Source organism: Nitrospirota bacterium (assembly GCA_040752355.1).
Taxonomy (GTDB): Bacteria; Nitrospirota; Thermodesulfovibrionia; order Thermodesulfovibrionales; family Dissulfurispiraceae; genus JBFMCP01.
The window spans coordinates 64533-86989 of the sequence record JBFMHE010000011.1; the positions used below are offsets into that span (position 1 = coordinate 64533).

General features: G+C 60.4%; 27 protein-coding genes. 1 reads left to right on the forward strand and 26 read right to left on the reverse strand.

Features of this window, described 5'->3' with window-relative positions; genetic code table 11:
- The first annotated feature begins 65 nt into the window (after positions 1-65).
- Positions 66-1550, forward strand: a complete 1485-nt coding sequence (locus AB1805_09560) for a DUF438 domain-containing protein (protein ID MEW5745665.1) — start codon at positions 66-68, stop codon at positions 1548-1550.
- Here the strand turns inward: AB1805_09560 and AB1805_09565 are convergent.
- From AB1805_09565 to rplI, 26 genes are all read right to left on the reverse strand, one after another.
- Complete coding sequence (locus AB1805_09565; protein MEW5745666.1) at positions 1547-2440, reverse strand: diguanylate cyclase; 894 nt, start codon at positions 2438-2440, stop codon at positions 1547-1549. The two genes, AB1805_09560 and AB1805_09565, sit on opposite strands and share 4 nt — an antisense overlap.
- A gap of 157 nt (positions 2441-2597) precedes the next feature.
- Complete coding sequence (locus AB1805_09570) at positions 2598-2912, reverse strand: hypothetical protein (protein MEW5745667.1); 315 nt, start codon at positions 2910-2912, stop codon at positions 2598-2600.
- A 50-nt stretch (positions 2913-2962) separates the two neighbouring features.
- Positions 2963-3871 carry a tRNA adenosine(34) deaminase TadA gene (tadA, locus tag AB1805_09575; GenBank protein ID MEW5745668.1) on the reverse strand — a complete coding sequence of 303 codons (909 nt, stop codon included), beginning with the start codon at positions 3869-3871 and terminating at the stop codon, positions 2963-2965.
- Between the two features lie 163 nt (positions 3872-4034).
- Complete coding sequence (locus AB1805_09580; protein MEW5745669.1) at positions 4035-4343, reverse strand: YtxH domain-containing protein; 309 nt, start codon at positions 4341-4343, stop codon at positions 4035-4037.
- Positions 4333-4755 carry a DUF948 domain-containing protein gene (locus AB1805_09585; protein MEW5745670.1) on the reverse strand — a complete coding sequence of 141 codons (423 nt, stop codon included), beginning with the start codon at positions 4753-4755 and terminating at the stop codon, positions 4333-4335. Before AB1805_09585 ends, AB1805_09580 begins: the two co-directional genes overlap by 11 nt.
- A 70-nt stretch (positions 4756-4825) precedes the next feature.
- Positions 4826-5680: an HDOD domain-containing protein gene (locus AB1805_09590; GenBank protein ID MEW5745671.1), complete on the reverse strand. Its 855-nt coding sequence runs from the start codon at positions 5678-5680 to the stop codon at positions 4826-4828.
- On the reverse strand, positions 5677-5967 hold the full coding sequence (locus AB1805_09595) for a hypothetical protein (GenBank protein ID MEW5745672.1): 291 nt from the start codon (positions 5965-5967) through the stop codon (positions 5677-5679). The genes AB1805_09590 and AB1805_09595 overlap by 4 nt, the downstream gene beginning before the upstream one ends.
- Positions 5968-6120: 153 nt before the next feature.
- The gene (locus tag AB1805_09600; GenBank protein ID MEW5745673.1) at positions 6121-6696 is read right to left on the reverse strand and encodes a CDP-alcohol phosphatidyltransferase family protein; all 576 of its coding nucleotides are present in this window, start codon (positions 6694-6696) and stop codon (positions 6121-6123) included.
- Between the two features lie 28 nt (positions 6697-6724).
- Positions 6725-7828, reverse strand: coding sequence for an inositol-3-phosphate synthase (locus AB1805_09605; GenBank protein MEW5745674.1), 1104 nt, complete (start codon positions 7826-7828; stop codon positions 6725-6727).
- A 19-nt stretch (positions 7829-7847) separates the two neighbouring features.
- Complete coding sequence (locus AB1805_09610; GenBank protein ID MEW5745675.1) at positions 7848-8267, reverse strand: Hsp20/alpha crystallin family protein; 420 nt, start codon at positions 8265-8267, stop codon at positions 7848-7850.
- Positions 8268-8505: 238 nt separating this feature from the next.
- Entirely contained in the window at positions 8506-9309 is an 804-nt protein-coding gene (recO, locus tag AB1805_09615; protein ID MEW5745676.1) for a DNA repair protein RecO, read from the reverse strand.
- A gap of 254 nt (positions 9310-9563) precedes the next feature.
- A complete protein-coding gene (locus tag AB1805_09620) occupies positions 9564-10016 on the reverse strand; it encodes a bifunctional nuclease family protein (GenBank protein ID MEW5745677.1) in 453 nt (150 codons plus the stop codon).
- On the reverse strand, positions 10017-10901 hold the full coding sequence (era, locus tag AB1805_09625) for a GTPase Era (protein ID MEW5745678.1): 885 nt from the start codon (positions 10899-10901) through the stop codon (positions 10017-10019).
- A 35-nt stretch (positions 10902-10936) separates the two neighbouring features.
- Positions 10937-12127 carry a pyridoxal phosphate-dependent aminotransferase gene (locus AB1805_09630; protein ID MEW5745679.1) on the reverse strand — a complete coding sequence of 397 codons (1191 nt, stop codon included), beginning with the start codon at positions 12125-12127 and terminating at the stop codon, positions 10937-10939.
- 72 nt (positions 12128-12199) lie between these two features.
- Positions 12200-12697, reverse strand: coding sequence for a tetratricopeptide repeat protein (locus AB1805_09635; GenBank protein MEW5745680.1), 498 nt, complete (start codon positions 12695-12697; stop codon positions 12200-12202).
- Entirely contained in the window at positions 12694-13305 is a 612-nt protein-coding gene (locus tag AB1805_09640; GenBank protein MEW5745681.1) for a C39 family peptidase, read from the reverse strand. The genes AB1805_09635 and AB1805_09640 overlap by 4 nt, the downstream gene beginning before the upstream one ends.
- A 107-nt stretch (positions 13306-13412) precedes the next feature.
- Entirely contained in the window at positions 13413-14696 is a 1284-nt protein-coding gene (locus AB1805_09645) for a FecR domain-containing protein (GenBank protein ID MEW5745682.1), read from the reverse strand.
- A gap of 119 nt (positions 14697-14815) precedes the next feature.
- Positions 14816-15508, reverse strand: coding sequence for a Crp/Fnr family transcriptional regulator (locus tag AB1805_09650; protein ID MEW5745683.1), 693 nt, complete (start codon positions 15506-15508; stop codon positions 14816-14818).
- An 18-nt stretch (positions 15509-15526) separates the two neighbouring features.
- Positions 15527-17077, reverse strand: a complete 1551-nt coding sequence (locus AB1805_09655) for a tetratricopeptide repeat protein (protein ID MEW5745684.1) — start codon at positions 17075-17077, stop codon at positions 15527-15529.
- Between the two features lie 141 nt (positions 17078-17218).
- Positions 17219-17608 (reverse strand): PA2779 family protein, encoded by a 390-nt coding sequence (locus AB1805_09660; GenBank protein MEW5745685.1) that lies wholly within the window; start codon positions 17606-17608, stop codon positions 17219-17221.
- A gap of 23 nt (positions 17609-17631) precedes the next feature.
- Positions 17632-18744 (reverse strand): alanine racemase, encoded by a 1113-nt coding sequence (gene alr, locus AB1805_09665; protein MEW5745686.1) that lies wholly within the window; start codon positions 18742-18744, stop codon positions 17632-17634.
- Positions 18745-18815: 71 nt separating this feature from the next.
- Positions 18816-19037 carry a twin-arginine translocase TatA/TatE family subunit gene (locus AB1805_09670; GenBank protein ID MEW5745687.1) on the reverse strand — a complete coding sequence of 74 codons (222 nt, stop codon included), beginning with the start codon at positions 19035-19037 and terminating at the stop codon, positions 18816-18818.
- 12 nt (positions 19038-19049) lie between these two features.
- Positions 19050-19736, reverse strand: coding sequence for a molybdenum cofactor guanylyltransferase (locus tag AB1805_09675; GenBank protein MEW5745688.1), 687 nt, complete (start codon positions 19734-19736; stop codon positions 19050-19052).
- A complete protein-coding gene (amrB, locus tag AB1805_09680; protein ID MEW5745689.1) occupies positions 19733-20536 on the reverse strand; it encodes an AmmeMemoRadiSam system protein B in 804 nt (267 codons plus the stop codon). The genes AB1805_09675 and amrB overlap by 4 nt, the downstream gene beginning before the upstream one ends.
- Positions 20536-21903: a replicative DNA helicase gene (gene dnaB / locus AB1805_09685; protein MEW5745690.1), complete on the reverse strand. Its 1368-nt coding sequence runs from the start codon at positions 21901-21903 to the stop codon at positions 20536-20538. Before dnaB ends, amrB begins: the two co-directional genes overlap by 1 nt.
- Before the next feature lie 54 nt (positions 21904-21957).
- The gene (rplI, locus tag AB1805_09690; GenBank protein ID MEW5745691.1) at positions 21958-22401 is read right to left on the reverse strand and encodes a 50S ribosomal protein L9; all 444 of its coding nucleotides are present in this window, start codon (positions 22399-22401) and stop codon (positions 21958-21960) included.
- Between the last annotated feature and the right edge of the window lie 56 nt (positions 22402-22457).

Consider the following 22457-nt stretch of genomic DNA (forward strand, 5'->3'; position numbering starts at 1 on the left):
GGCATATCGGATTCTTCATTCCATCACTGAATGCTGAGCGCTGGCCGCTCCAAAGGAGGTCTGCCATGCAGCTCGGTCCGGGAACAAAGATCGACGACCTGCTGAGCGCCTATCCCTTTCTCCTGGACTTTCTCCTCGGGCAATCCCCCCAGTTCAGGCTTCTGCAGAGCTCGGTGATGAGAAAAACCGTCGGCAAAGTGGCTACCGTAAGCCAGGCAGCGGCCATCGGCGGCATCGATCCCGCTCTGCTGCTGCGCGGCATTGCTGCCGAGATCAAGGACAAGACGGGAGAGAGCGTCGCCATAGCCGGTGACGGCGCCGAGGCCGGGGGAGCGGCATCCGAAAAGGCGCCTCACTCCGCGGCAGAGCGGCAGGCGCTGCTCAAAGAGATCATCAGGGACCTCCACAGGGGGGTGGATGTCGCCATCCTCAAACAACGGTTTCACGATCTGGTGAAGGATGTCGAACCTTCCGATATCGCACAGATGGAGCAACGCCTCATCGAGGAGGGGATGCCGGAGACCGAGATAAAACGCCTCTGCGACCTGCATGTAGACGTATTCAAGGCATCTCTCGACAAGAAGGAGCCGCTCCTCGCTCCCCCCGGGCACCCGGTGCATACGTTCATGCTCGAAAACCGGGCGGCCGAAGACATACTCCACGAGCTCACCGCGCTTCTCGACAAGATATGCACCGCCGGCGAGGAAGAGTTTTTCGCATGGTACAAGGGCAACCTGGAGGAGCTCATCCATAAGCTCTCCCGGATCGACCTGCACTACCTGAGAAAAGAGAACCAGCTCTTCCCTCTCCTCGAGGCCCACGCTATAAAAGGACCTACCGAAGTCATGTGGGCTATCCATGATGATATACGGGACGAGCTCAAGAAGGCCGCAGCGCAGCTCGAAACGCTCCAGGCCCGCGATGCGCTCACCACCATAAAGGGCCTTGTGAAAGCGATAGGGGACATGATCTACAAAGAGGAGCACATCCTCTTTCCCCTCGCAATGAAGACGCTCTCGGATGCCGACTGGCAGAGAGTGCGCAGGGGAGAGGAGGAGATCGGCTACGCCTGGATCACGCCCCAGGAGGGGTGGGTTTCGGGCGATGCAGCCGTCGCTCCGCCTGCAACGGCTGCTGCTCCGGGGTTCCTCGACCTCAGTGTGGGCCGGCTGACGCCGGAGCAGGCGGACCTGATACTGACCCATCTGCCGGTGGAGCTTTCGTTCGTGGACGAGCATGACGAAGTCAGGTACTATTCCCAGGTGAAGGAGAAGATATTCCCGCGGAGCCCCGCCGTGATCGGCAGGAAGGTCCAGAACTGTCATCCTCCGAAGAGCCTCCACATGGTCCAGAAGATTATCGATGCATTCAGGGCGGGCACGAGAGATGTCGCCGATTTCTGGATCGAAATGAACGGCAGGTTTGTGCATATCAGGTACTTTGCGGTTCGCGACGCCGGGGGCGCCTACCGGGGGACGCTCGAGGTCGTGCAGGATGCGACAGATATCCGCACTCTCACCGGCCAGAAGCGGCTGCTCGATTGGGATTAGCCAAGGGTATCGAAAAAGCAGACCCTGTTCCGCCCGCTCTCCTTCGCTGCATAGAGCGCGCGGTCAGCCTGCCCGATGATCGTATCCGGCTGGAGCTCCTCCAGCCCGGGAGACGTCGCGATCCCGATGCTGATCGTAACGGGAATCCGCTCCTCCCGGCAGAAGAACCGCTCGCCCTGCACCGCGTTCCGCAGCTCTTCGCCCAGCGCGGCAGCGGCATCCCGGCCGGTATTCGACATGAGGATGATGAACTCCTCTCCACCGTATCTTCCCGTAATGTCCTCTCTTCTGGCAGTTATGAGCAGGATCTCCGCGAGGTGCCGCAAGACCTCATCCCCGCAGCGGTGGCCGTGGGTATCGTTGATCCGCTTGAAATGGTCGATGTCGAGCATCATCACCGAAAGGGGCTCATGGTAGCAGGCCGACCACGACAGCTCCTCATTCAGCCGCGCCGTGAAGAAGTTCCGGTTGTAGAGGCCGGTGAGATAGTCGTGGTCCATCATCTCCTCGATCTCCTTGGACTTCCGCCTGAGGTAGAGGATATTCCTGAGACGCGCGATGACCTCTTCCTTGAAGTAGGGCCGGGATATGTAGTCGTAAGCGCCGAGCTGATAGCCGCGGGCGAGAGTCTTCTGCCCTCTCCTCATACTGATGAGAATCACCGGGATATCCCGCGTCGAGGGAGCGGACTTCAGCTTCTCGAGAATCTTCAGGCTGCAGGCATCGGAAAGGTGCGCAGGAAGGAAAATGACATCGGGAGCTTCGTGATAAACCCTGTCGATGATATCGCAGCCGTTCCGGACGAAGCAGCACGAATACCCTTCGTCCTGGAGCATTCGCCCCAGGATACCTTTGGTCTCAGCGGTCGTCTCTGCTATAAGTACTTTCATCGCAAGGATTATATACACTATCGACGGAAGCAGGAAAAAATTGAGGAAACGAGAGGAGACGTGCCGTGGAAGGAATCGCACGGCACTGCCGGAGCGCCGAAAGAAAGGGCCCCTGCGGGGCCCTTCGGCAGTACTCGATAGCCGCGGCCGGGCTGCGCTATTTGACGATGCCTCCTGAGAAGTATATCTTGTCGAACTTCTTTTTGAGGGTCTTGCTCTCGAAGTTAACCATCTCCATTCCCGGCTGGAACGTAACGGTTTTGCCCTTCGTTATCTTCGTCTGCGGCACCGCTACCCAGGTCTTCTTTCCGCCCTTCTCGATGAGGGCATAGGAGTACCCGCCGCTGTCCATGGTCTCGACGACCTTGCCGGAGAGCGATGCGCCCTCCTGAGCCCCGAGGCTCCCTGCGGTCCCCACGAACAAGATCGCCAGCGCTGCCATCACCGCTACTGCTGCTGAGAGACTTTTCATTGTACACGCTCCTCTTTCTGGATAATAGGGTTCATCCTTTCATCTAGGAATTATACCACACACCAGCTGCCCGGGATTGAAGGCCGGCCTCCGGTCTCATCGCTCTCGACGAGCTTCTTCACAATGGGGATATCGGCATCGGCAAAGTCGTGCTGCAGCAGCTCGGACCTCGCAACCCACTTCACCTCGGCATGATCGGTGAGAGAGAATTCCCCGGAACAATAGTGCGCCCGATACGCCAAAAGGCGTATATGGATCGTGCCGTAGTCGAACTCGCTCGCGGCGATGAAACCGTCGATCCCCGCCTCGATGCCGAACTCCTCCCTGAGCTCGCGCCGGAGACACGCTTCGGGCGTTTCGCCGGGCTCGACCTTGCCGCCCGGAAACTCCCATTTGCCGCCGCACTGCATGCCCTCCTTTCTCCGGGCGATCAGGATACGGCCGTCCTTCTCGATGACCGCTGCGGTGACCTCCTTGATCGATTCTTTCCCCTGCTCCCGCAGCCCCTTGAAAAAGCGCCTCAGAAGCGCTGCGCTCTCTTCTTCGAGCACCCCTGACACGACCTCTGCCCGGTGATTGAGTCTCGGGTCGGAGAGGAGGTGGTAGAGACTCCTGACCGCGCCTCCCTTAGGGTCGCTGCAGCCGTAAACGAGCCTGCCCAGGCGGGCATTGAGCATCACGCCCGAGCACATGATGCAGGGCTCTTTGGTGACATAAAGGGCGGCATCGGACAGCCGCCAGCTCCGCAGTTCGAGAGCAGCGGCCCGGAGGGCGAGAGTCTCGGCATGCGCGGTGGGGTCGAAGGTGGTCTCCCGCAGGTTGTGGGCCGCGGCGACGATCTCGCCCCCGAGAGCGACGACCGCGCCGACCGGCACCTCGCCCTTGGCAAAGGCGAGCTCCGCCTGCTCCAGGGCGAGGCGCATGCACGCTCTATCCGAATCGTTCCGTTCTCTCTCCATGCAGTGCCCTCGTTTCTCCCTGAACCGTACCGCGGTGCCGAGGGCGGGAATCCGCTCACGGCGAAGAGCGCGCCTCCCCTGCCGGGTCTGAGGCGGCAAAACGCGGTAAGGCCTCCGGGCATTCCGGAGGCCTTACCGGTAACAGGGCGAATCCTAAGAATGCTTATGATTGCTGCTTGCCCGTCTCCCGCTGATACGCCTCTTTACCCGCCTCGACGGCAGCGGTGATGACCGACTTCTTCTCATCGATATAGTGTTTGCTCCGCTCTACGGTCGAGGTGACGCCCTCTTTTGCGTGGGTCATGTAGTCCTCGGCCTTTTCCTTGACGTCATCGGCAAACTCCTTTATCTTCTTCCTCGTCTCCTCTCCCGACTGCGGTGCGAGGAGCAGTGCGAGACCGGCGCCCACCATTCCTCCCAGCAGGAAGGAAAGCAGTACCGATCCGGCGCTGAACCCTTCTTCATCTCTCATAGTCCGACCTCCTTTCTCTGATCTGATTTATCAAAACGCCCAACGCGGTCCTGACGCCCGCTTTAACCCCGGCAGCGCGCAGCGACACCCCTTCGCCCACATTCCCGACGACGGTGCTCAGCGCCCTCACGTTCAGCGACACCTCTTTCATCGCGTCCGAGAGGTCACGCACATTGTCGGTCACGACGCCGACGTCATCGGTGATCTTCCGCACGCTCCGGAGCGACAGTTCCGTCTCGAGGAGCACCGGAGTGAGCCGCTCCTCCGTGGTCTTTACGAACTCATTAACCGTCATGGCCAACCGCCGTATCTCCATGATCGCATACACGAGGAAGCCGATAGCGACCACGATGCCGAGCACCAGGATAAACACGCCCACGCTTAATATGATCAGCCATGAATTGCTCTCCATTCACCCTCCCTCTCACCGCCGTTTTCCACAAGCTTATCATAAGTATATCACATTTATTCTTCAGGCAATATTATAGCGCTCCCCTCCCGAGATAGCGCGACAGCAAGGGGTCTCCCTGAATGATATCCACCACCTCGACGATCAGATCGACGAGATCGCCCTCCGGAAGCCCCAGCTTATCCCAGCCCGCGCCGTCGAAGAGGGGGACGAACGGATCGCCGGAAGAGACCACGCCGACTCCCTTCACCACCACGTCGGAAAGATGGACGATCATCACCTCCTTGAAATGGGCGGCGCAGAGGCTCGGCCGGTGGTGATACGAGATGGTATCCTGGATGATCTTCGGGAAGTTCCAGGTCTCGGCCAGCCATAACCCCACATAGTCATGGCCGAAGGTGATGACCTTTTTCTCGGCCTCGAGCGCCGTGATCCCGGAGGTCCTCACCGTCTCCTCGATCGAGCGGGATTCGGCAGGGAGCTGCTTCTTGATAAGGATCTTCCCGATATCGTGGAGCAGCGCGCCGGTCATGATCTCTTCGATGGTGATGAGATTGAACCGCTTCGCCAGGAAGCCCGAGACGAGCGAGCAGCAGTAGGAATGATCCCAGAGGCCCGGAAGCTTTTCCTCGGCGAGGTCGAACAGCGACGTGCTCAGGACGATGCCCCTGATGAGGTTTGCCCCGAGGAGGATCACCGCCCGGCGCACTGCCGCCACCTCGCTGTAGAGCCCGTAAAAGGGTGAGTTGACGAGCTTCAGCACCTTGGTCGAGAGCACCTGGTCGCGCTCGATAAGCCTGCTCACTTCATCGACCGAATAGTTCACGTCGGCAATGAGCTTCAGGATCTGGCCGTGGGTCGTCGGGATCGTAGGGAGGTCCTTGACCTTGAAAAGCCGCTCCTTTATGGGTGCTTCAGCGGGCGTCATGCGAGGAGCTCCTTTACGATCGAGCGGATCTTGAGCACGGCGGGGTGCGGACCGGCGGTGCCGAATCTCCGGTCGATCTCCTTGGAGAGCGATTCGTCCTTCGCCTTCTCCTGCTGGACCGGTTCTCCCTCGACGACGATCTCCTTGATGTTCCTGTTATCGAGCATGGCGATATGCCGCTCCGTCAGCTCGACTCCCCTCATGAATATGATATCGCCGTTATTGTCACGGACGGTCGATGCAATAACCATGCGGGGTTGCGCTAGGGTGATAGGGATTTTTTGCATATGCTGATGCTCCTTCCGTCCCCCCTCTGCCCGGGAGCATATATCTGCTGACCCTCCCGGCGGCAGGACCGCGGGGAATACGCCCGCCGTTCATTTATTTTCGGAGGAAATCGATAAAAGATTACCGCCGACGCTGAGAGAGGAAGAGAGCGACTATGAGGAGCTCTGCCGGGAGCGGCGGTAGACATAGGCGATACGTTGAATCACGGTGATATGGCTGAGCAGGAAGAGAAGAATCATGAGATACAGCAACCCTCCGAGGATGCAGCCGGCTGCGAGCAGGACGATCCGTTCCGGCCGTTCCATGAGCCCTACCTGACAATCGATGCCCAGCGCCTCGGCCCGTGCCCTGACATAACTGATGAGCAGGGCTCCCGCGAGCGCGCCGCCGGTGAGCAGCATCCCGGTCGGGTGACCGCGATCGAAAAAGTACCACGCCACGGCGAGGAAGAGCAGCGCGTCGGAATAGCGGTCGAGGGTCGAATCGAGAAAGGCCCCGTAGACCGTCTTCTTCCCGTTGGTCCGGGCGACGATGCCGTCGAGCATGTCGAAGAAGCCCCCGAGGAGGATGAGAAGCCCCCCGAGCCGGATATCGAACGGGATGAGGAGGGCCGCAACGGCCGTAATCAGGAAGCCGAGTATGCTCAGCGCATTCGGGCTGACAGAGATTCTCTTTGCCAGGGGTGCAAGAGGCCTGTCGAGAAAATGTCCGAGCTTCGCACCGATCACCGTCGCCGCTTCCCCTTACCGCTTCCTGTTACCGTTCCCTCTGCCCTGCAATAAAGGCCTCCACCATGCTCCTCGCCTCCTCATCGGAGAACTGGACCCTGGGGTGCTTCATAAAGTACGCGGAGGGAGCGAGGAGCGCGCCGCCGACGTTTCTGTCACGGGCGATCTTGCAGCACCGGATGGCGTCGATGACCACGCCGGCGCTGTTGGGCGAGTCCTCGACAGAGAGCCGCAATTCGAGATGCATGGGCACGTTGCCGAACCCCGCTCCCTCGATTCTCAGGAAACAGACCTTGTTGTCGTTCATCCAGGGGACATAGTCGGACGGCCCGATATGGATATCCTCGGTCGAAACCCGGTGGGTGATCTGGGATTGAACGGCCTCGGTCTTCGATATCTTTTTCGACTTGAGCCTGCTGTGGTTCATCATATTGAGAAAGTCGGTATTGCCGCCGACATTCAGCTGGTACGTGTGCCGTATCTTCACTCCCCGGTCCATGAACAGCTTGGTGAGCGCCCGGTGGACTATGGTAGCCCCTACCTGGGCCTTGATGTCGTCCCCGACCAGCGGGATCCCCCTCTCCTCGAAGCGCCGTACCCACGCATCGTCGGACGCGACGAAAACGGGGATGCAGTTCACGAACGCCACTCCTGCATCGAGACAAGCCTGGGCGTAGTAGCGCGTCGCCTGCTCCGAGCCGACGGGCAGGTAATTGAGCAGCATATCGGCGCCGCTGTCTTTCAGTACCGTGGCGATATCGCAGGGCTTTTCATCGGCGACGATGAACCGCCGGTCGTCGGGGTAATCGACCATATGCGGCGCCACGCCGTCGAGCACCTCGCCCATCCGTACGGTTACGGCATAATCGGGCAGCTCCGGGTAGAAAAGCGTCGTGCAGTTCGGCTTTGCGATCAACGCCTCGCGGAGCGGCCTGTTCACCTTGCGCACATCGACATCGAATGCCGCCACCACCTCTATGTCACCCGGGAGATAGCCCCCCAGGTTGTGATGCATGAGACCGAGCGACAGGTCGGGGCTCCCTTCTGCCAGCGATGAATAATATGCTATCCCCTGTATCAGGGAGCTCGCACAATTGCCGACTCCCGCAACCGCAATACGTATCCTGCCCATAACCGTCCCTGTCTCCTTGCTATGTTATCTCGATCTGCTTCGGCATGGCCTCAGCCTTCTTGGGAAGAACGACATTCAGTATACCATCTTTAAGGGTCGCTTTTATATTGTTTTTGTTAATGATTGCGGGGAGAATGAAGGAGCGGGAGAAGACGCCGCTCTGGCGCTCCATCTGGTAGTAGCTCCTTCCCTCCCTCCGGGACCTCCGCTTGCCGCTGATCCTGAGCGTATTGTCTTCAACGGTAAGCGCGATGTCCGACTCGCTCACCTCGGGAAGCTCGGCCATGACGACGAATTCCCCCGGCGTCTCGCAGATATCGATCGCCGGCACCCAGAGGGCGGATGCCTGCTCGCCGGGCTGCGGGAACGTTTCTTCGAAGAGCCGGTTGCCGCGGGCCCGCAGCCAGAGTATGTCACGAAAAGGATCCCATCGATCCATGTGCCGCACCTGCCTTCCTGAACAAAGGTAAGTTGAATATATAAAGTAATTCATCCTCTTATGTCAAGACGTACTTTGCACGGGAATACACGGATACCGTACGGGCCGGAGCATGAGGAGCCCTGGTAGACGGGCACGCCGGGCACTGATGCATCAGTGCGCCGGGTATTTACCTTTTAAGTTTACTCTTTTCTATCCCGATGTCAAGCGTGCAAGGCGCTGCGCTGCTGGGGGCCTCTCAGGAGGCCTGCTGTACGGGAACGGAGGGAGCGCTCTCCGAGAGGGGGAACTTCATGCGGGTGCACTTGAGCGAACCGAGCGTATACCTGATATGGGCGTCGACGATCTCGGTTATCTCGGTGATGAACGACGGCGGGGGGGAGACCCGGTCGATAGCGGCCGGATTCCACTTGAGAAGGCTCTGGTAGAAGCGTGCCGCTCCGCCGGTGAGCCGGATCGATGCGCCGGCAGCATCGCTGCAGCGGGGACAGAGCAGCGAGCCGTGGGAGACATAAAAATGGTACTGGCGCGCTGCGGGTGCTGCCGGCTGGCGGCCTGCTGCCGGTCTTCCGCACCTGCCGCAGGCGTCGAGCCGCGGCGCATAGCCCGCCCGGTGCAGGAGCTGCATCTTGTAAAAGAGGTGGTAGAGACGGCTGCTGCGGTTCGATTCGAGCTTCGCCAGCATCGTCAGGAGGAGGTGAAAGAACTCCTGGTTCGGCTCTCTTTCGGGCAGCAGGGTGAGCGTCAGCTCCAGCATCTCCGAAACGTTCAGGAGGCACGTCATGTCCTCCCTGAGCGACTGAAAAGGCCTCACGATATCCGACTGGGTCAGGCGGGGAAGCGTGCTCTCCTCTTTTCCGAAGAAAGATATCCGTGAATAGGTGAGCGGCTCGAGGCTGCTCCCGAACCTGCTCTTCACTTTCCGCGGGCTCTTCGCAAAGACGCTCATGAGGCCGTAGTCGAAAGTCAGGTAGGCGACGATGAGGTCGGCCTCTCCGAAGACCGTGCTCTTAAGGACAATGCCTCGCGTTCTCTTCAGCATAGGACCGCTCTCATTCCCTTCGCAGTGCTCCCCGCCGTATTGATAATAACCAAGAGCCGCCCGAAAAGCAACCTGCAGCACGGCGGCGGACAGGGCGGCGGTCCGGCGATAGGCGGTAAGGGGCGGCAGCGGGGCAGTGACGGGCGCGAGGCATGCTCACCAGCGAGGCGCCAGAGGCATCGAAGCACGGAGCGGAGAATGAGGACCGGACCGCATGCGGCATGAGGCGCGCCGCCGGCCACAACGGGGGAGCGCTACATGATATTGCCGAAATCTTCGGGCCTCAGGTTCTTGAGCCACTCTTCGAGCTCATCGGCTCTCCGCACCTCGAGGACGCTCTCTTCCACGAAGATGGGGGCCTGCACCCTGAGCGCAACGGCCACCGCATCGGACGGCCGCGAATCTATGGTCACCTCTCTCTTCCCGTCGCCCGCGTGAATCAGCGCATAGTAGGTGTTGTCGACGATCTCGGTGATAACGATCTTCGTTACCTTGACGCCCAATCCGTCGAACACGTTCTTTATGAGATCATGGGTGAGCGGTCGGGGAGTGATGACCTTGCCGAGGGCGAGCGCAATGGCATCCGCCTCGGGCTTGCCGATCCAGATCGGCAGCGTCTCGTTGCCGTCGACCTGCTGCAGCAGCAGGATATACATGCCGCTCCTCGGGTCGAAGAGGAGACCCTCTACTTTCATCTGTATGAACATTTATCTGAACCCCAGTTCGCCTAACATGCGATTATTACTGCGCCAGTCCTTCTTCACCTTCACCCACAGCTCGAGAAAGACCCTGGCGCCGAGCAGTGCCTCGATATCGTGCCGTGCGCGCGTACCTATCTCCTTGAGCTTGGCGCCCTCTTTTCCTATTATTATACCCTTTTGCCCTTTTCTTTCAACATAAATATTCGCCGTGATGAGGATAACACCGTCCTCCCGCTCCTCCCACTGCAGCACCTCGGTGGCGACGGCGAAGGGCACCTCCTCTTCGGTCTGCTCCATCACCTTTTCCCTGATGATCTCGGCAACGATCGCCCGTTCGAGCTGGTCCGTCACCAGATCGTCGGGATAGTACTTCGGCCCCTCGGGGAGGTACTTCACGATGGCCTTGAGAAGGTCGTCGACTCCCTCGCCGGTCAGAGCAGAGAGAGGGATGATCTCCTTGAAGGGGAACAACGTACTGTACGCCTGGATGACCGGGAGGAGCCGGGGCTTGCCGACGATATCGACCTTATTGATCAGAAGGAATACCGGCCTGTCCGCCTCCTTGAGCATCTCGATGATGAACCGGTCCCCGCCCCCCGGCGGCTCGGGCTCGACCATGAAAAGGATCAGATCCACCTCCCTGATGGCATTCCGGGCCTCCCTCACGATCAGCTCGCCGAGCCGGTGCTTCGGCTTGTGTATCCCCGGGGTATCGACGAGGACGATCTGCGCCTCGGGCAGGTTCTTTATCCCGACGATCCTGTTCCTCGTGGTCTGCGGCTTGGGCGTGACAATGGCGACCTTCTGCCCGAGAATCGTGTTCAGGAGGGTGGACTTACCGACATTGGGCCGGCCGGTCAGAGAGACATATCCGCTGCGAAACACCGTCAAGGGCGAGCTCCGAATCTCATAGTGCGACCGGTGATTTATTGCAATGCGCCCAGCGCTCCTTTTATACGGCCGAGCCCCTTCTCGATGTTCTGCATCGAGGTGGCATAGGAGATCCTGATATACTGGTCGTCGCCGAAGGCCTCTCCATGCACCAGCGCTACCTTCGCCTCTTCGAGCAGGTAGAGCGCCATGTCCAGGGAGGAGTTGATCTGCCGTGCGCCGGCCTTTCTGCCGTAGAACGCGGAGACATTGGGGAAGGCATAAAAGGCGCCGTTCGGCTTGAGGCAGCAGACGCCCGGGACCGCATTCAAGGCATCGACGAGGAACTTCCTCCTCTTGTCGAACTCGGTCCTCATCGTTTCGATAAACTCCTGCGGCCCGGTGAGAGCGGCCACGGCCGCTTTCTGGGCGATCGAGGTCGGATTCGAGGTGGACTGGCTCTGGATGTTGGTCATCGCCTTGATGAGGTCCTTGGGTCCTGCCGCATACCCGATACGCCAGCCCGTCATGGCATGCGACTTGGAGAGCCCGTTCACCACGATGGTCCTGCTCTTGATCTCCTTGCCGAGCGAGGCGATGCTGACATGCCGTGCCCCGTCGTAGACGAGCTTCTCGTAAATTTCGTCCGAGATCAGATACATGTCGTGCTTCAGGACTATTTCGGCGACCGCCTCGAGGGTCTTCTTATCATACGCCCAGCCCGTCGGGTTCGAAGGGGAATTGAGCACCAGTGCCTTGGTCTTCTTCGTTATCGCTGCTTCGAGCGCCTCCGGTTTCATCATGAAGCTGTCCTTCTCGTATGTAGTGACGAAGACCGGGATCGCATCGTTCAACAGGGCCTGGTCCGGGTAGGAGACCCAGTAGGGGGACGGGATGATCACCTCGTCACCGGGATTGAAGAGCGCCTGCGCACTATTGTAGAGGCTGTGCTTCGCCCCGCACGAGACGAGCACCTCGTCCTTCGCATATTCAAGACCGTTGTCGGCCCTGAATTTACCCACGACCGCCTCTTTCAGCTCATCGATACCGCCCACCGGCGTATATTTCGTAAAGCCGTCCCTGAGCGCTTTGACCGCAGCCTCTTTCACATGCTCGGGCGTGTCGAAGTCGGGCTCCCCCACGCCGAAATTGACGACATCGACGCCCTCGGCCTTCATCGCCTTGGCCTTGGCGTCCATGGCAAGGGTGGGTGACGGTTTGATTCTCCGGGCTCTCTCAGCAACCATCGCGAAATTCCTCCTCTTTGAAATCGTCACGGATAACACGTGAACACGGCGGGTTACGAATTACGGCCTTTATTATAGCCCATTTTTCGCCCTGAGTTCTCTTATTTTATTCAGGGTGTCGCGATAATCCTCACGGGCCGGGTCGAGCTCGACCGCCTTCAGCGCCAGCGCCTCGGCCTCGTGGAGGCGATCCCGCCCGGTATAGAAGAGCCAGGCAAGGTTGTTGTAGGCGTCGGCGGCTGCCGGCGCCTTCTTGATACTCTTCCGGTAGTACTTCTCCGCCTCCCGGGGCCGGTTCAGCTGCTGATAGGCATTGCCGAGATAGAGGTAGGCGACGGGCATCCTCTTCGATGCCAGCTCGTACTCCTTTATCGCGTTCTCGAGCTTGCCGCTCCGCTCGTAGGCAACGCCGAGATTGATGTGCTCTTCAGGGGTCAGGGGGTCATCGAGGATAATGAACCGCGGAAGCGAGCAGCCCGACAGCACGAAAAGGCAGAGCAGCAAGGGGACAAATCGCGGAAACGGCAGCCTGAACCGCAGGCGAGCGCTCCCCTCTCCATCCCCCCTCATCTGCCCTCCGCCCCCGGCGCGCCATGCCCGGCCTCTGCGTTGCCATGCACCCAGAGGGTCCAGAACTTCGTCTTCTCCCACGAGGCGAGAAACTTCTCTCTATCGAGCCGCATGCGCTCCGTACCGCCGGAATTCACGATCACCTGGCTGCCCGTGTAGCCGACGACGACCATGAAGTGGTGCAGCTGGTAGAAGAGCATGCCGTTGTCGACGAGAACGACAAGCGGCTGCTGCGCAGCTACCTTCTGCCGCAGGTCGTCCCAGCCTCCCGAATAGTGCTTTGCCGCAAGGCCCTTTCTCTGCGCGTAGAGAACCATGTCGAGCGTAAGCGTCCCCCGCGCCGAGGGGCTGTAGATATCCCGGGCTATCTCTTCGGGAGTGACCGCGATGTCCCAGTAGTTCAGCACCCCTGCCATGGATGCGGGCCCGCACTGGTAGATCTCCTGGGCGTAGAACGGCACCTCTTCGATCACTACCGGCCGCGAATCGGCCTGCATGCCGACCGGCGAATCGGTGTGGACGGGCGCCACTGTGCAAGAGCACAAAAGCGCGAGCAGCACTCCCCAAAAGAATCCCGGGATGCGGTAGTAACTATGCCTCTTGATCATAAATGATTATCATTCCGTTGAGCGCCACAAAATCGAGAAGAGCAGACACGGTAGTAAGATTATACCATTGTCCGCTCTTCCGGAGAAGGAGCCTGCCTGCGATCCTCTTACGTGGGTTTTTTCGGCTTTCTGTTAGTGCCGATGGTTTCTGCCGGTGCGGTCGGGATCCTGCCGTTGGGAGGTGCGACGGTCTTTGGCGGTCCGTGCCGGGGCGAAGGGGGATTGAATCGAGGCGCCGGCAGAGCCGGTGACGGGGTCGGTGCAGACGGTCCTGCGGCCCTGGGCGCCGCCGCCAATCCCGCAGGAGCTGCAGGTCCTGCGACAGAGGGATTCACTGCGGATAGGGGCATCGTTCTGCCCGGTCTCTGTTGAGACATGCCGAGCCGGCCGGCAGGCGCCTGGGTTGCCTTGACTGAAGGAGTCGTCTTATCGGGCCTCGCCGTACGCTGTCCGCCTGGGGGGTGAACCGTTCCCTTTGCCGGAGGGCCGCCTTTTGCAGCTGCCCTTGCCGATGCCGTCGGAGCAGACACCTTGCTCGTACGAACGCTCTCGGGCTGCGTCTTCACCTTCATTGCCCCTGACTGCTTCATCGAGGACTTTGCCGCTGATTTGGTATGCGACAGGCGCGACTTCACGGCGGAGGGCTGCTTCGAGACGCTCGCCTTGCCCTGCGAGGATGTCCGCTGCAGCGCCGGGTGCGGCGTTCCGCTCTTTGCACGCTCCGGCTTCACCTCTCTTTCATACCGGTCCATTTCGCTCCGCTCAACATGCCGCGGCTGCTGGGGAGGCCGCTCCGCCTCGACCACGGTCATAGAGCCCGCCGTAACTGCAACATGCTCCCGGGGCAGTGAGAGGTTATACGTATATACACTGCCCTCCTTGACCACGACGCTCGTTGTACCGCCGCTATGGGAGACGAAGAAGTCGGTCCCCCGCACCCCGGCGATGGCATTCGGGGTGTTTATCTCGAAGCGGTTTCGCCCTTTGGCGGCGGCCGCTGCCGGAGAGCTCCTCTTTCTGACGACCGCCTCGACCGTGCCGACCGGCAGCGTGATCACGCCCTTAGCGGATACGTATTCACGGATAGCGAGCCGCGTACGCTGGGCCACGTTGAGCCTGTTGCCGTCACCGAAGACGATCACGGCCCGAGCGCCGCTCTTTGTCCTGATGAGGTCGCCGACATAGAGGGGATCGCCGGGTTTCACCGGCCGCGCCGGGAGCTTCCCCGCCCTGAGGACTTCGACCTTCCCTTCCGTAACGGTGACGGTTCCGACCGCTTTCGCGGCAGCGGCAGGCGCACTGAGCAGCAGCAGGGAGAGCGCTGCCATGAGCACCCGGCCCCATGGCAGGAGGAACATCACCGCTCCTTTATGGCTCACTCTCTGCCGCATGATACGCTCCCACGAAAAGAGCCCGGGAATCCAGCCGCGCTCTTTTCGTTATCTCATTTTATTTATACGCTCTTTTACGGGGAAGTAAAGGTAAAATTCACGGGGCCGGAACACCGGCATCAGTATCCGCGGACAGGAGATTTCAGGAGCTCCAGGGCATTCCGGGCGACCAGGAGATGGTCGGCTCCCTCCTTCACTATCCCCTTGGTGACCAGCACCTTCATCCCCTTCGAGACCGCCTCCCGGGATGCCCCGACCAGCGAGGCGAGCTCCTTGTGCGTGAGCTTGTTCCTCTTGATGAACGGCTCGCCGGCGCCGGCCTCTCCGCTCTCTTCCTCGAGAAAGACCCGTACGAGCCGTTCACTCACTTCGAGGAAGGCGAGGGCTTCGATCGTCTCGTTCGCCCTCCTCAGGCGGCCTGCAAGGGTACCCATGAGGGCGACGGCGATCTTCGGATCCTCTGCGAGCATCTCGAGGAAGGCATCGCGGCCGAGCACCGCGAGCTCGGCGGTCTCGTCGGCGACGACCGTGGCGGAACGCCCCTTGCCGTCGAGGAGATTCAGCTCGCCGAAAAAGGCGCCCCTCTCGAAATGCGCAAGCACCATCTCGTCGCCGTCCTCGTCAATGAGTACCGCCTTCAGCCTCCCGGAAAGGACCACATAAAGCTCCGTGCCCGTATCGGTCTTATAAAAAAGCACTCCGCCCCTCTTGCAGGCGCTTCGCCTGCATCGGGAGGCGACCCTTGCCAGGTGCGCCTCGCCGAGATGACTGAAGAGGGGGACCCTTTTGAGGTAGTCGATAAGCGTAGTCACACCCGTTGCGCCGCTCCTTTAGAAGACATATTCGAGCCCTGCCGTATACTGGTTCCGTTCGAAATCATAAATCGTAAAGTTGGAGTCGTCCCTGGTATAGGAATACTGCACCCGCACGGTAAGCCCCTTGGAGGGTTTCCAATCCACTCCTGCGGAGCCAGAATATATCCTGTCTTTCCGCTTGGTCGGTGTGCCGGGGAAGCCTTCGGCTCCCGACAGGGTGGCGCTGTCGATATTCCGGTAGTCTTGCCAGAGCACCTCTCCGGCCGTCGTGACGCTCACCTTTTCGGCGAGCGGCAGGAGCATGCTGACGCCGATCCTGTTGCCGAGATTCTCCCAGTTGTTTCCCTCCGCATCTTCGACGGCATACTCGTAGCGGAGGCTGGCGAGACCGCGCTCTTTCGCGAACTGGTAGAGGTACCCCAACGAGACGGTATACAGATCGGCGTCCCTGTTATCATCGGGAGCCGTCTGCGGGCGCAGGTCTCTCTTCGAGTAGCCGAATCCGAACTGGACGATATGACGGGGCGCGACGATCACGCTCACGGTCGGCAGCAGCGAGAGGACACCCATGTACTCGCGCTCATGCAGCCAGGAGTAATAATAACCGGCGGAGAGAGAGACGGCCCCGCGCTCGAAGGCGTATCCCGGCGTCAGGAAGATCGACTGCGAGAGATAAGTGAGCTCGTTGATCTCGCGGTAGACGGTGCTGTCGAGGCCGTAGTGAGCGGAGAGGGACCAGGCGCCTTCGAGCAAGGGCTCATACGCTATCTTGACCGAGTTGACCAGGGCGCTGTCGCCGGTCCCTCCTCCCCTCCGGACCGACTCCTGGTAGTTCGGCGAGATAAACGCCGACGGCTCGAGGACAACGTTATCGTCATACTGGTATGCCGCGCTGATGCTGAGCTGCCACGGTTTATAGGCTGCCAGGCTTCTGGAGAGGGCTGCCTCGTATTCCCTGGCATACGAGGCGGCAGCGGTGGCAGGGTCGACGGCGATCACCGCCCGGAGCCTCTTCTTCGCCTCGCTCCATCTGCGCTCAGTCGCGTGGAGTACGGCGATCTGGTAGTCGCCGATCTGGACAAGCGCTCCATCGAGAGCCTTCGCCCTCTCAAAAGAGGCGATCGCCTCAGCGCTCTTCCCCTCCTTCGCAAGGATCAGCCCTTTGAAATACGCAACGCGGCCGGAGACAGGGCCTGCCTTTTCCGCTCTCGCCAGCCACTGCTTTGCCTCATCGAGCTGGTTGAGCATATACAGCGTCTCGATCAGCTCCGGGTAAGCGTCCCTGACAGGCGGATCGAGCGCTGCCGCGGCGCGGTAGACCCCGGCGGCATCCCGGTACTGGCCCATCTGCTTATACGTCGCTCCCAGGTAGAGCAGGGCCTGTGCCGACGACGGGTCGCGCCGCAGGACCTTTTTGAAGAGCTCCAGCGCTTCATCGTAATTCTCGGCATGGTACTCGGCGATCCCCTTCTCGAGGAGGCTCTTGGACGGAGCGGGACAGGCGGCATGCGGCGACAGGAGCGACAAGGCATATGCTGCAAATGCAAGGAAAATCCCTCTCTTCACCTCTCCCCTCCGAAGCCTGCAGGAAATGAGCCTTCAAGAGATATTATATAAAGAATTATGATATATGCAAGGGTAAAAGTGCCGCAAAATGAAAGGCAGGGAGGCGCCTCCCTGCCCGGCACGAAAAAACAGATAAGAAAGCTACTTGATGATAATTTTATGCCCGGTGAGCTGAAGCAGTATGACGACCAGTATCGCGATCACCAGGAGTGCGATGACCACCCCCAGACCGTCGCCGCCTACCTGCAGCTCATCGAGCTGCAGCGCGAGCTCATGCACCTGCTGATCGCTGAGCTGTGCGAGGCGGCTGTTGATCTCGTCCTGGGTAAGCCCCAGCTGCTCCAGGCGCTCCCTGACCATCTTCGTCTCGAGGACCTGCCGTATCTTCTCGATATCAGCCGTCCTGTCCGCATGCGAAAGGGCGATGATCTCGGAAGGAGTAAAGCCCGCCTCCGCCCGCGGGGCGATCCCTATGATGAACATCGCACCTACGAGATACCACGCTATCTGCCGCATAAAGGGAAACCGCATAGCCTCTCACCTCCTTTCTCGTTCTAGGTAGAAGTATTATAAACTCTTTTCGCCCTGCTTCCAAGGGAGAGGAGAATTTCGTAAGGAATCGTGCCGATACGACGGGCGACTTCCGCGGCGTCGATCGTTTCGTCTCCCTGCCTGCCGATGATCACGGCCTCATCCCGCTCATCGATGTCCGGGAGGTCGGTAAGGTCGACCATCGTGAGGTCCATGCAGACGCGGCCTGCGACAGGTACCCTCCGTCCGCGCACCAGCACGTCGGCGTTGTTCGAACAGCGCCGGCTGAAACCGTCCGCATACCCTGCCGAGATGACGCCGATAAGGCTCTCCCGCCTGGTGACAAAAGTCCGGCCGTAGCTCACCGGCGTGCCTGCCGGCAGGCGCCTGAGCGCGACGATCCTCGCCTTCACCGTCATGACGGGGGACAGCGCGGCATCGGGAGCCGCGGGAGACTCGATCGACGAATAGCCGTACAGCATGATGCCGGGACGCACTGCGTGGAGGTGCGCTTCGGGAAGGGTCATTACCGCCGCGCTGTTCGCCATATGCGCGATCCTCACCGCTACTCCCTTCCCGGAAAGCTCGCTGCGCACCCTGTTGAACCGCTCGATCTGCATCGTCGCGAACGAGACATCGGCCAGGTCCGCTTCCGAAAAATGGCTCATCATTCCCTCGATAACGATCCCTCGCAGGCCGGCGATAGCGAGGATCTCCCCGACCGCACCGCTCCCGGAAAGGCCCAGCCTTCCCATGCCGGTATCGAGCTTTATATGGACGCCGATGGTCCGGCTGCGCCGCTCCGCCTCCCGCGCGAGGAGCTCCGCCGTCCTCCTGTCCGCTATAACGGGAGTGAGATCGTACCGCAGAATATCGTCGACATCCGGGTCGAACAGGACCAGGAGGGGCCCGGTGACGCCCGCCTCCCGCAGCATCTTCGCCTCTCCGGTAAAGGCGACGGCGAGAGCGGCAACGCCGTCGCGGGAGAGGCGGCGGGAAATCTCGAGAGCGCCATGCCCATAGGCGTCTGCCTTGACGACCGCGATAACGGGCCGGTTATGGGTGAGCCGCTTTATGGTGGCGAGATTGCCCGAGAGGGCGTCGAGATCTATTTCAGCAACGGTTCCCCTGTTCATAGAGCACGTAAGCAGTAGCGGGCAAGCAGCACAGGGCTCGCCCCCCCTGTCTTGCTGATGCTGCCCGGCGCTTACTGCTTGCTGTCCTTTCCTTCGGCAGTCTCCTCTTTCTTCTCGGACACATTCTTTTGCTGGGGGGTAACATCGATTTCGTCAGGCTCGCTGGTCGCCTTCTTGAAGTTCTTTATCGCCTTGCCCATGCCGCTGGCGAGCTCCGGCAGGCGCTTCGCTCCGAAGAGCACCAGCACGATCACCAGTATAATAATCAGTTCCTGCATTCCAAGACCCAACATACAGTATCCTCCTTAGAGTCGGTGAGGACCCTCACGCGCACCCTGCGGCAGCGCCGCGTTCCTCTCCGGTGCGCCCGGGCCCAGCACGGCCCGGTAGTCCTCGACCGTATTTATATTAACAAATGACCTGCCCTCACTATCCAGTGCCTGTATCGCCGCTTCATCGATGATGCAGGTCCTCACCTCATCGAGGAAAGGCTTCAGCGAGCAGCGGTCGCTCACGATATGCTCTTCGAGCACGGGAAGGACTTCCTTGGAATAGATGCCGAAGAGCGGCTGGAGCGCGCCCTTGCAGCGGGGGACGGTTGCATCGACCGGCTCCTGCTGCGTCGCCTTCCGGTGGCGTTCCACGAGAGCGGTTATCAGCGCGGGAGCGATGAAGGGCATATCGCAGGCGACCGCAAAGACCGCGTCGCCCTTCGCGTTGAGCAGCGCGGCATGTATCCCGGCCATCGGCCCCCTCGAGGGCAGCACATCGCCGACAAGCGGTGCGCCCAAGCGAAAATAGAGCTCGGGGGTGTTGGCGCTGACCATGACCTCGGGGAAGAGCGTGCGCAGCAGGGCGAGGTTCCGCTCGAGGATCGTCGTCTCCCCTATTTTGATAAACCCCTTGAGCGTGGGGAACCTCTTGTTCGCTCCCCCCGCGAGGATGACAGCGGTGGCAACCTCCTCGCCGGAGCCCTTTCCGGCTCTTTTCATACTACGATGACTCCTGCGTAGCCGACGACCTGCTCGTAATCGCCGCTCACGTCGCCCGAGGTCGTGTACTTCACAAGCCGCGCCTCACGGGCGCCCAGCAAACGTGCAGCGTAGAGCATGACCGTAGCGGGAATGAACCCGCACATCGAAATGCGCTCCTGCACCACGGTCCTGTACAGGCCCTCGGGATCGAGCGCCAGGATCTCCCGTATGGCGAGCATATCGACGCTTCTCGCCGTACTGTCCGGAAGATAATGGCTCATATCCGAGCTCGCTGCGATGACCACTTCATACCCGGCCTCCCTGACCGATTCCGCGAGGGCCGTTCCGACCGTGCGGCACTCCTCGAGGGAAGCGGTCCCCATCGTAATAGGCACGATTTCCGCTTCCGGTGAGAGCGAGGCGATGAAGGGCAGCTGCACCTCGAGAGAGTGCTCGAAGAGCTGCGCCCGGGCATCGTCCGTCATGCCGGGAACTCTTCTTTGAACAGCCAGGGCGAGGGGCTCGTCGATGGCGATGGTCGCGGTCGGGATCTCCCACTCGCCCGAGGTCATGATCGAGAGCGGCGCGCCGAGCCCGGTGTGGTTGGGACCGACGAGGACAAAGGTGCGGGGGACCTGGAGGGACGAGTAGACCGCGCCGGCCACGTGCCCCGAATACATGAGCCCCGCATGGGGCGACACGAGGCCGATCACCTTCTCCTTGGCCGCCCCCTTCACCAGGTACTGCTCGACCTGGCTCCTCAGGCGGGATGCCGAACCGTTATAAAACTGTCCTGCGACCGCCGGGGGCCGCCTCATCAGAAGACCTCCTCCTCCGCCTCGTAGCCTATGGTCGAGAGATCGGTGAACCGCGTCATATGGGACAGGAACGACACATTCACCGTGCCGGTGGGCCCGTTCCGCTGCTTTGCGATGATCACTTCGGCGATCCCCTTCTTCTGCGTGGCCTTGTTGTACACCTCGTCCCGGTAGAGGAAGATAATCACGTCCGCGTCCTGCTCGATGGCGCCCGATTCCCTCAGGTCCGCCAGGGTGGGCTTCCGCTCGCTCCGCTGCTCCACCGCGCGGTTGAGCTGGCTCAGGGCGATCACCGGAACGCGCAGCTCTTTCGCCAGCGCCTTCAGCGAGCGCGACATCTCGGAGATCTCCTGCTCCCGCCGCTCGAAATTTCCCCTGCTCCGCATGAGCTGCAGGTAGTCGACCACCACCAGGCTGAGGCCGCGGTGCTCCTTTTTGAGCCGCCGGCACTTGGCACGAACTTCGAGCACGGAGATGGCCGAAGAGTCGTCGATGAAGAGGGGCGCCTCGGCGAGCCGGCCTGCGGCGCTCGTCAGCTTCGGCCAGTCCTCCCTGCTCAGGAAGCCCTTCCTCACCCGCGAGGAATCGACCATACCCTCGGAGCAGAGCATCCTCATGGCGAGCTGCTCCTTCGACATTTCGAGGCTGAAGATCGCCACCGGCTCCTTCAGCTCGACCCCGACATGCTGGGCGATATTGAGGGCGAAGGCGGTCTTGCCCATGCCCGGCCTCCCGCCGATGATGATGAGGTCGCCGGGCTGGAACCCGGAGGTCATCTCATCGAGGTCCTTGAACCCCGTCGGCACGCCGGTGATCGCCTCCTTCTTGTCATAGAGCTGTTCGATGATCCTTATCGAATCCTTGATCACGCTGTCCATGGTCGCAAAGGAGGTCTTGGTCCGCTTCTCCGCTATTTCGAAGATCATGTGCTCCGCATGATCCACCATCTCATCCGCATCGAGGCTGTCCTCGTAGACCTTGGCGGTGATCTGGGTCGCGGTCTGTATCAATGCCCTGAGCAGGGCCTTTTCCCTGACGATCTTCGCATGGTAGCGTACATTCGCCGAGGTGGGAATACTGTTGGCGAGCAGGGAAAGATAGGCGATGCCGCCCACGCCGTCGAGCTCGCCGTTCCGCTTCAGGAGGTCGGTGAGCGTTATGATATCGATCGGCTCGTTCTTGTCGAAGAGGTCGATCATCGACCGGAAGAGGCGCCGATGCGTCTCTTTATAGAAGTCGTCGGGCGACAGCAGCTCGAGCGCCTTCGTCAACGCCTCGTTGTCGAAGAGAACGGCGCCGAGCACCGACTGCTCCGCCTCGATATTCTGCGGAGGCAGTTTATCAATATTGACGTCGGTCTCTTTCACCACTCCTCCCGTACGACGACGAAAAAGGCAGAGAATAGCGCTCCGGTGAGCTCCCTACTCGCCCACGACCTGGACATGCAACGGCACCGTCACCTCGGGGTGGAGCTTGACATTCACCGTATAGCTGCCGAGCCTCTTGATCGGCTCATCGAGAAGGATCTTCTTCCGGTCTACTTCGATGCCCTCCTTCTTGAGCGCCCCGGCAATATCCATGGCGGTCACCGCTCCGAAGAGCTTCTCCTCCTCACCCGCCTTGGCCGCAATCGTAACCGCCGTCGCCGAAAGCCTGGCGGCAAACTCTTCTGCGCCGGCCTTTTTCTTCTTTATCAGCTCCTGCACCTGGCGCTTCTCGTGCTCGAAGGCCCGTACGTTCTTCGGATTCGCCTCTACCGCGAGCCCGCGGGGCAGCAGAAAGTTGCGCGCATAGCCGTCCTTCACCGTCACCATTTCCCCGATATTGCCCAGGTCTTTAACGTCTTCCTTGAGAATAACCTTCATATAATAAAATCTCCTTTCAATTACAATTTCTTACTAGTATATACAATTAAGGGCAA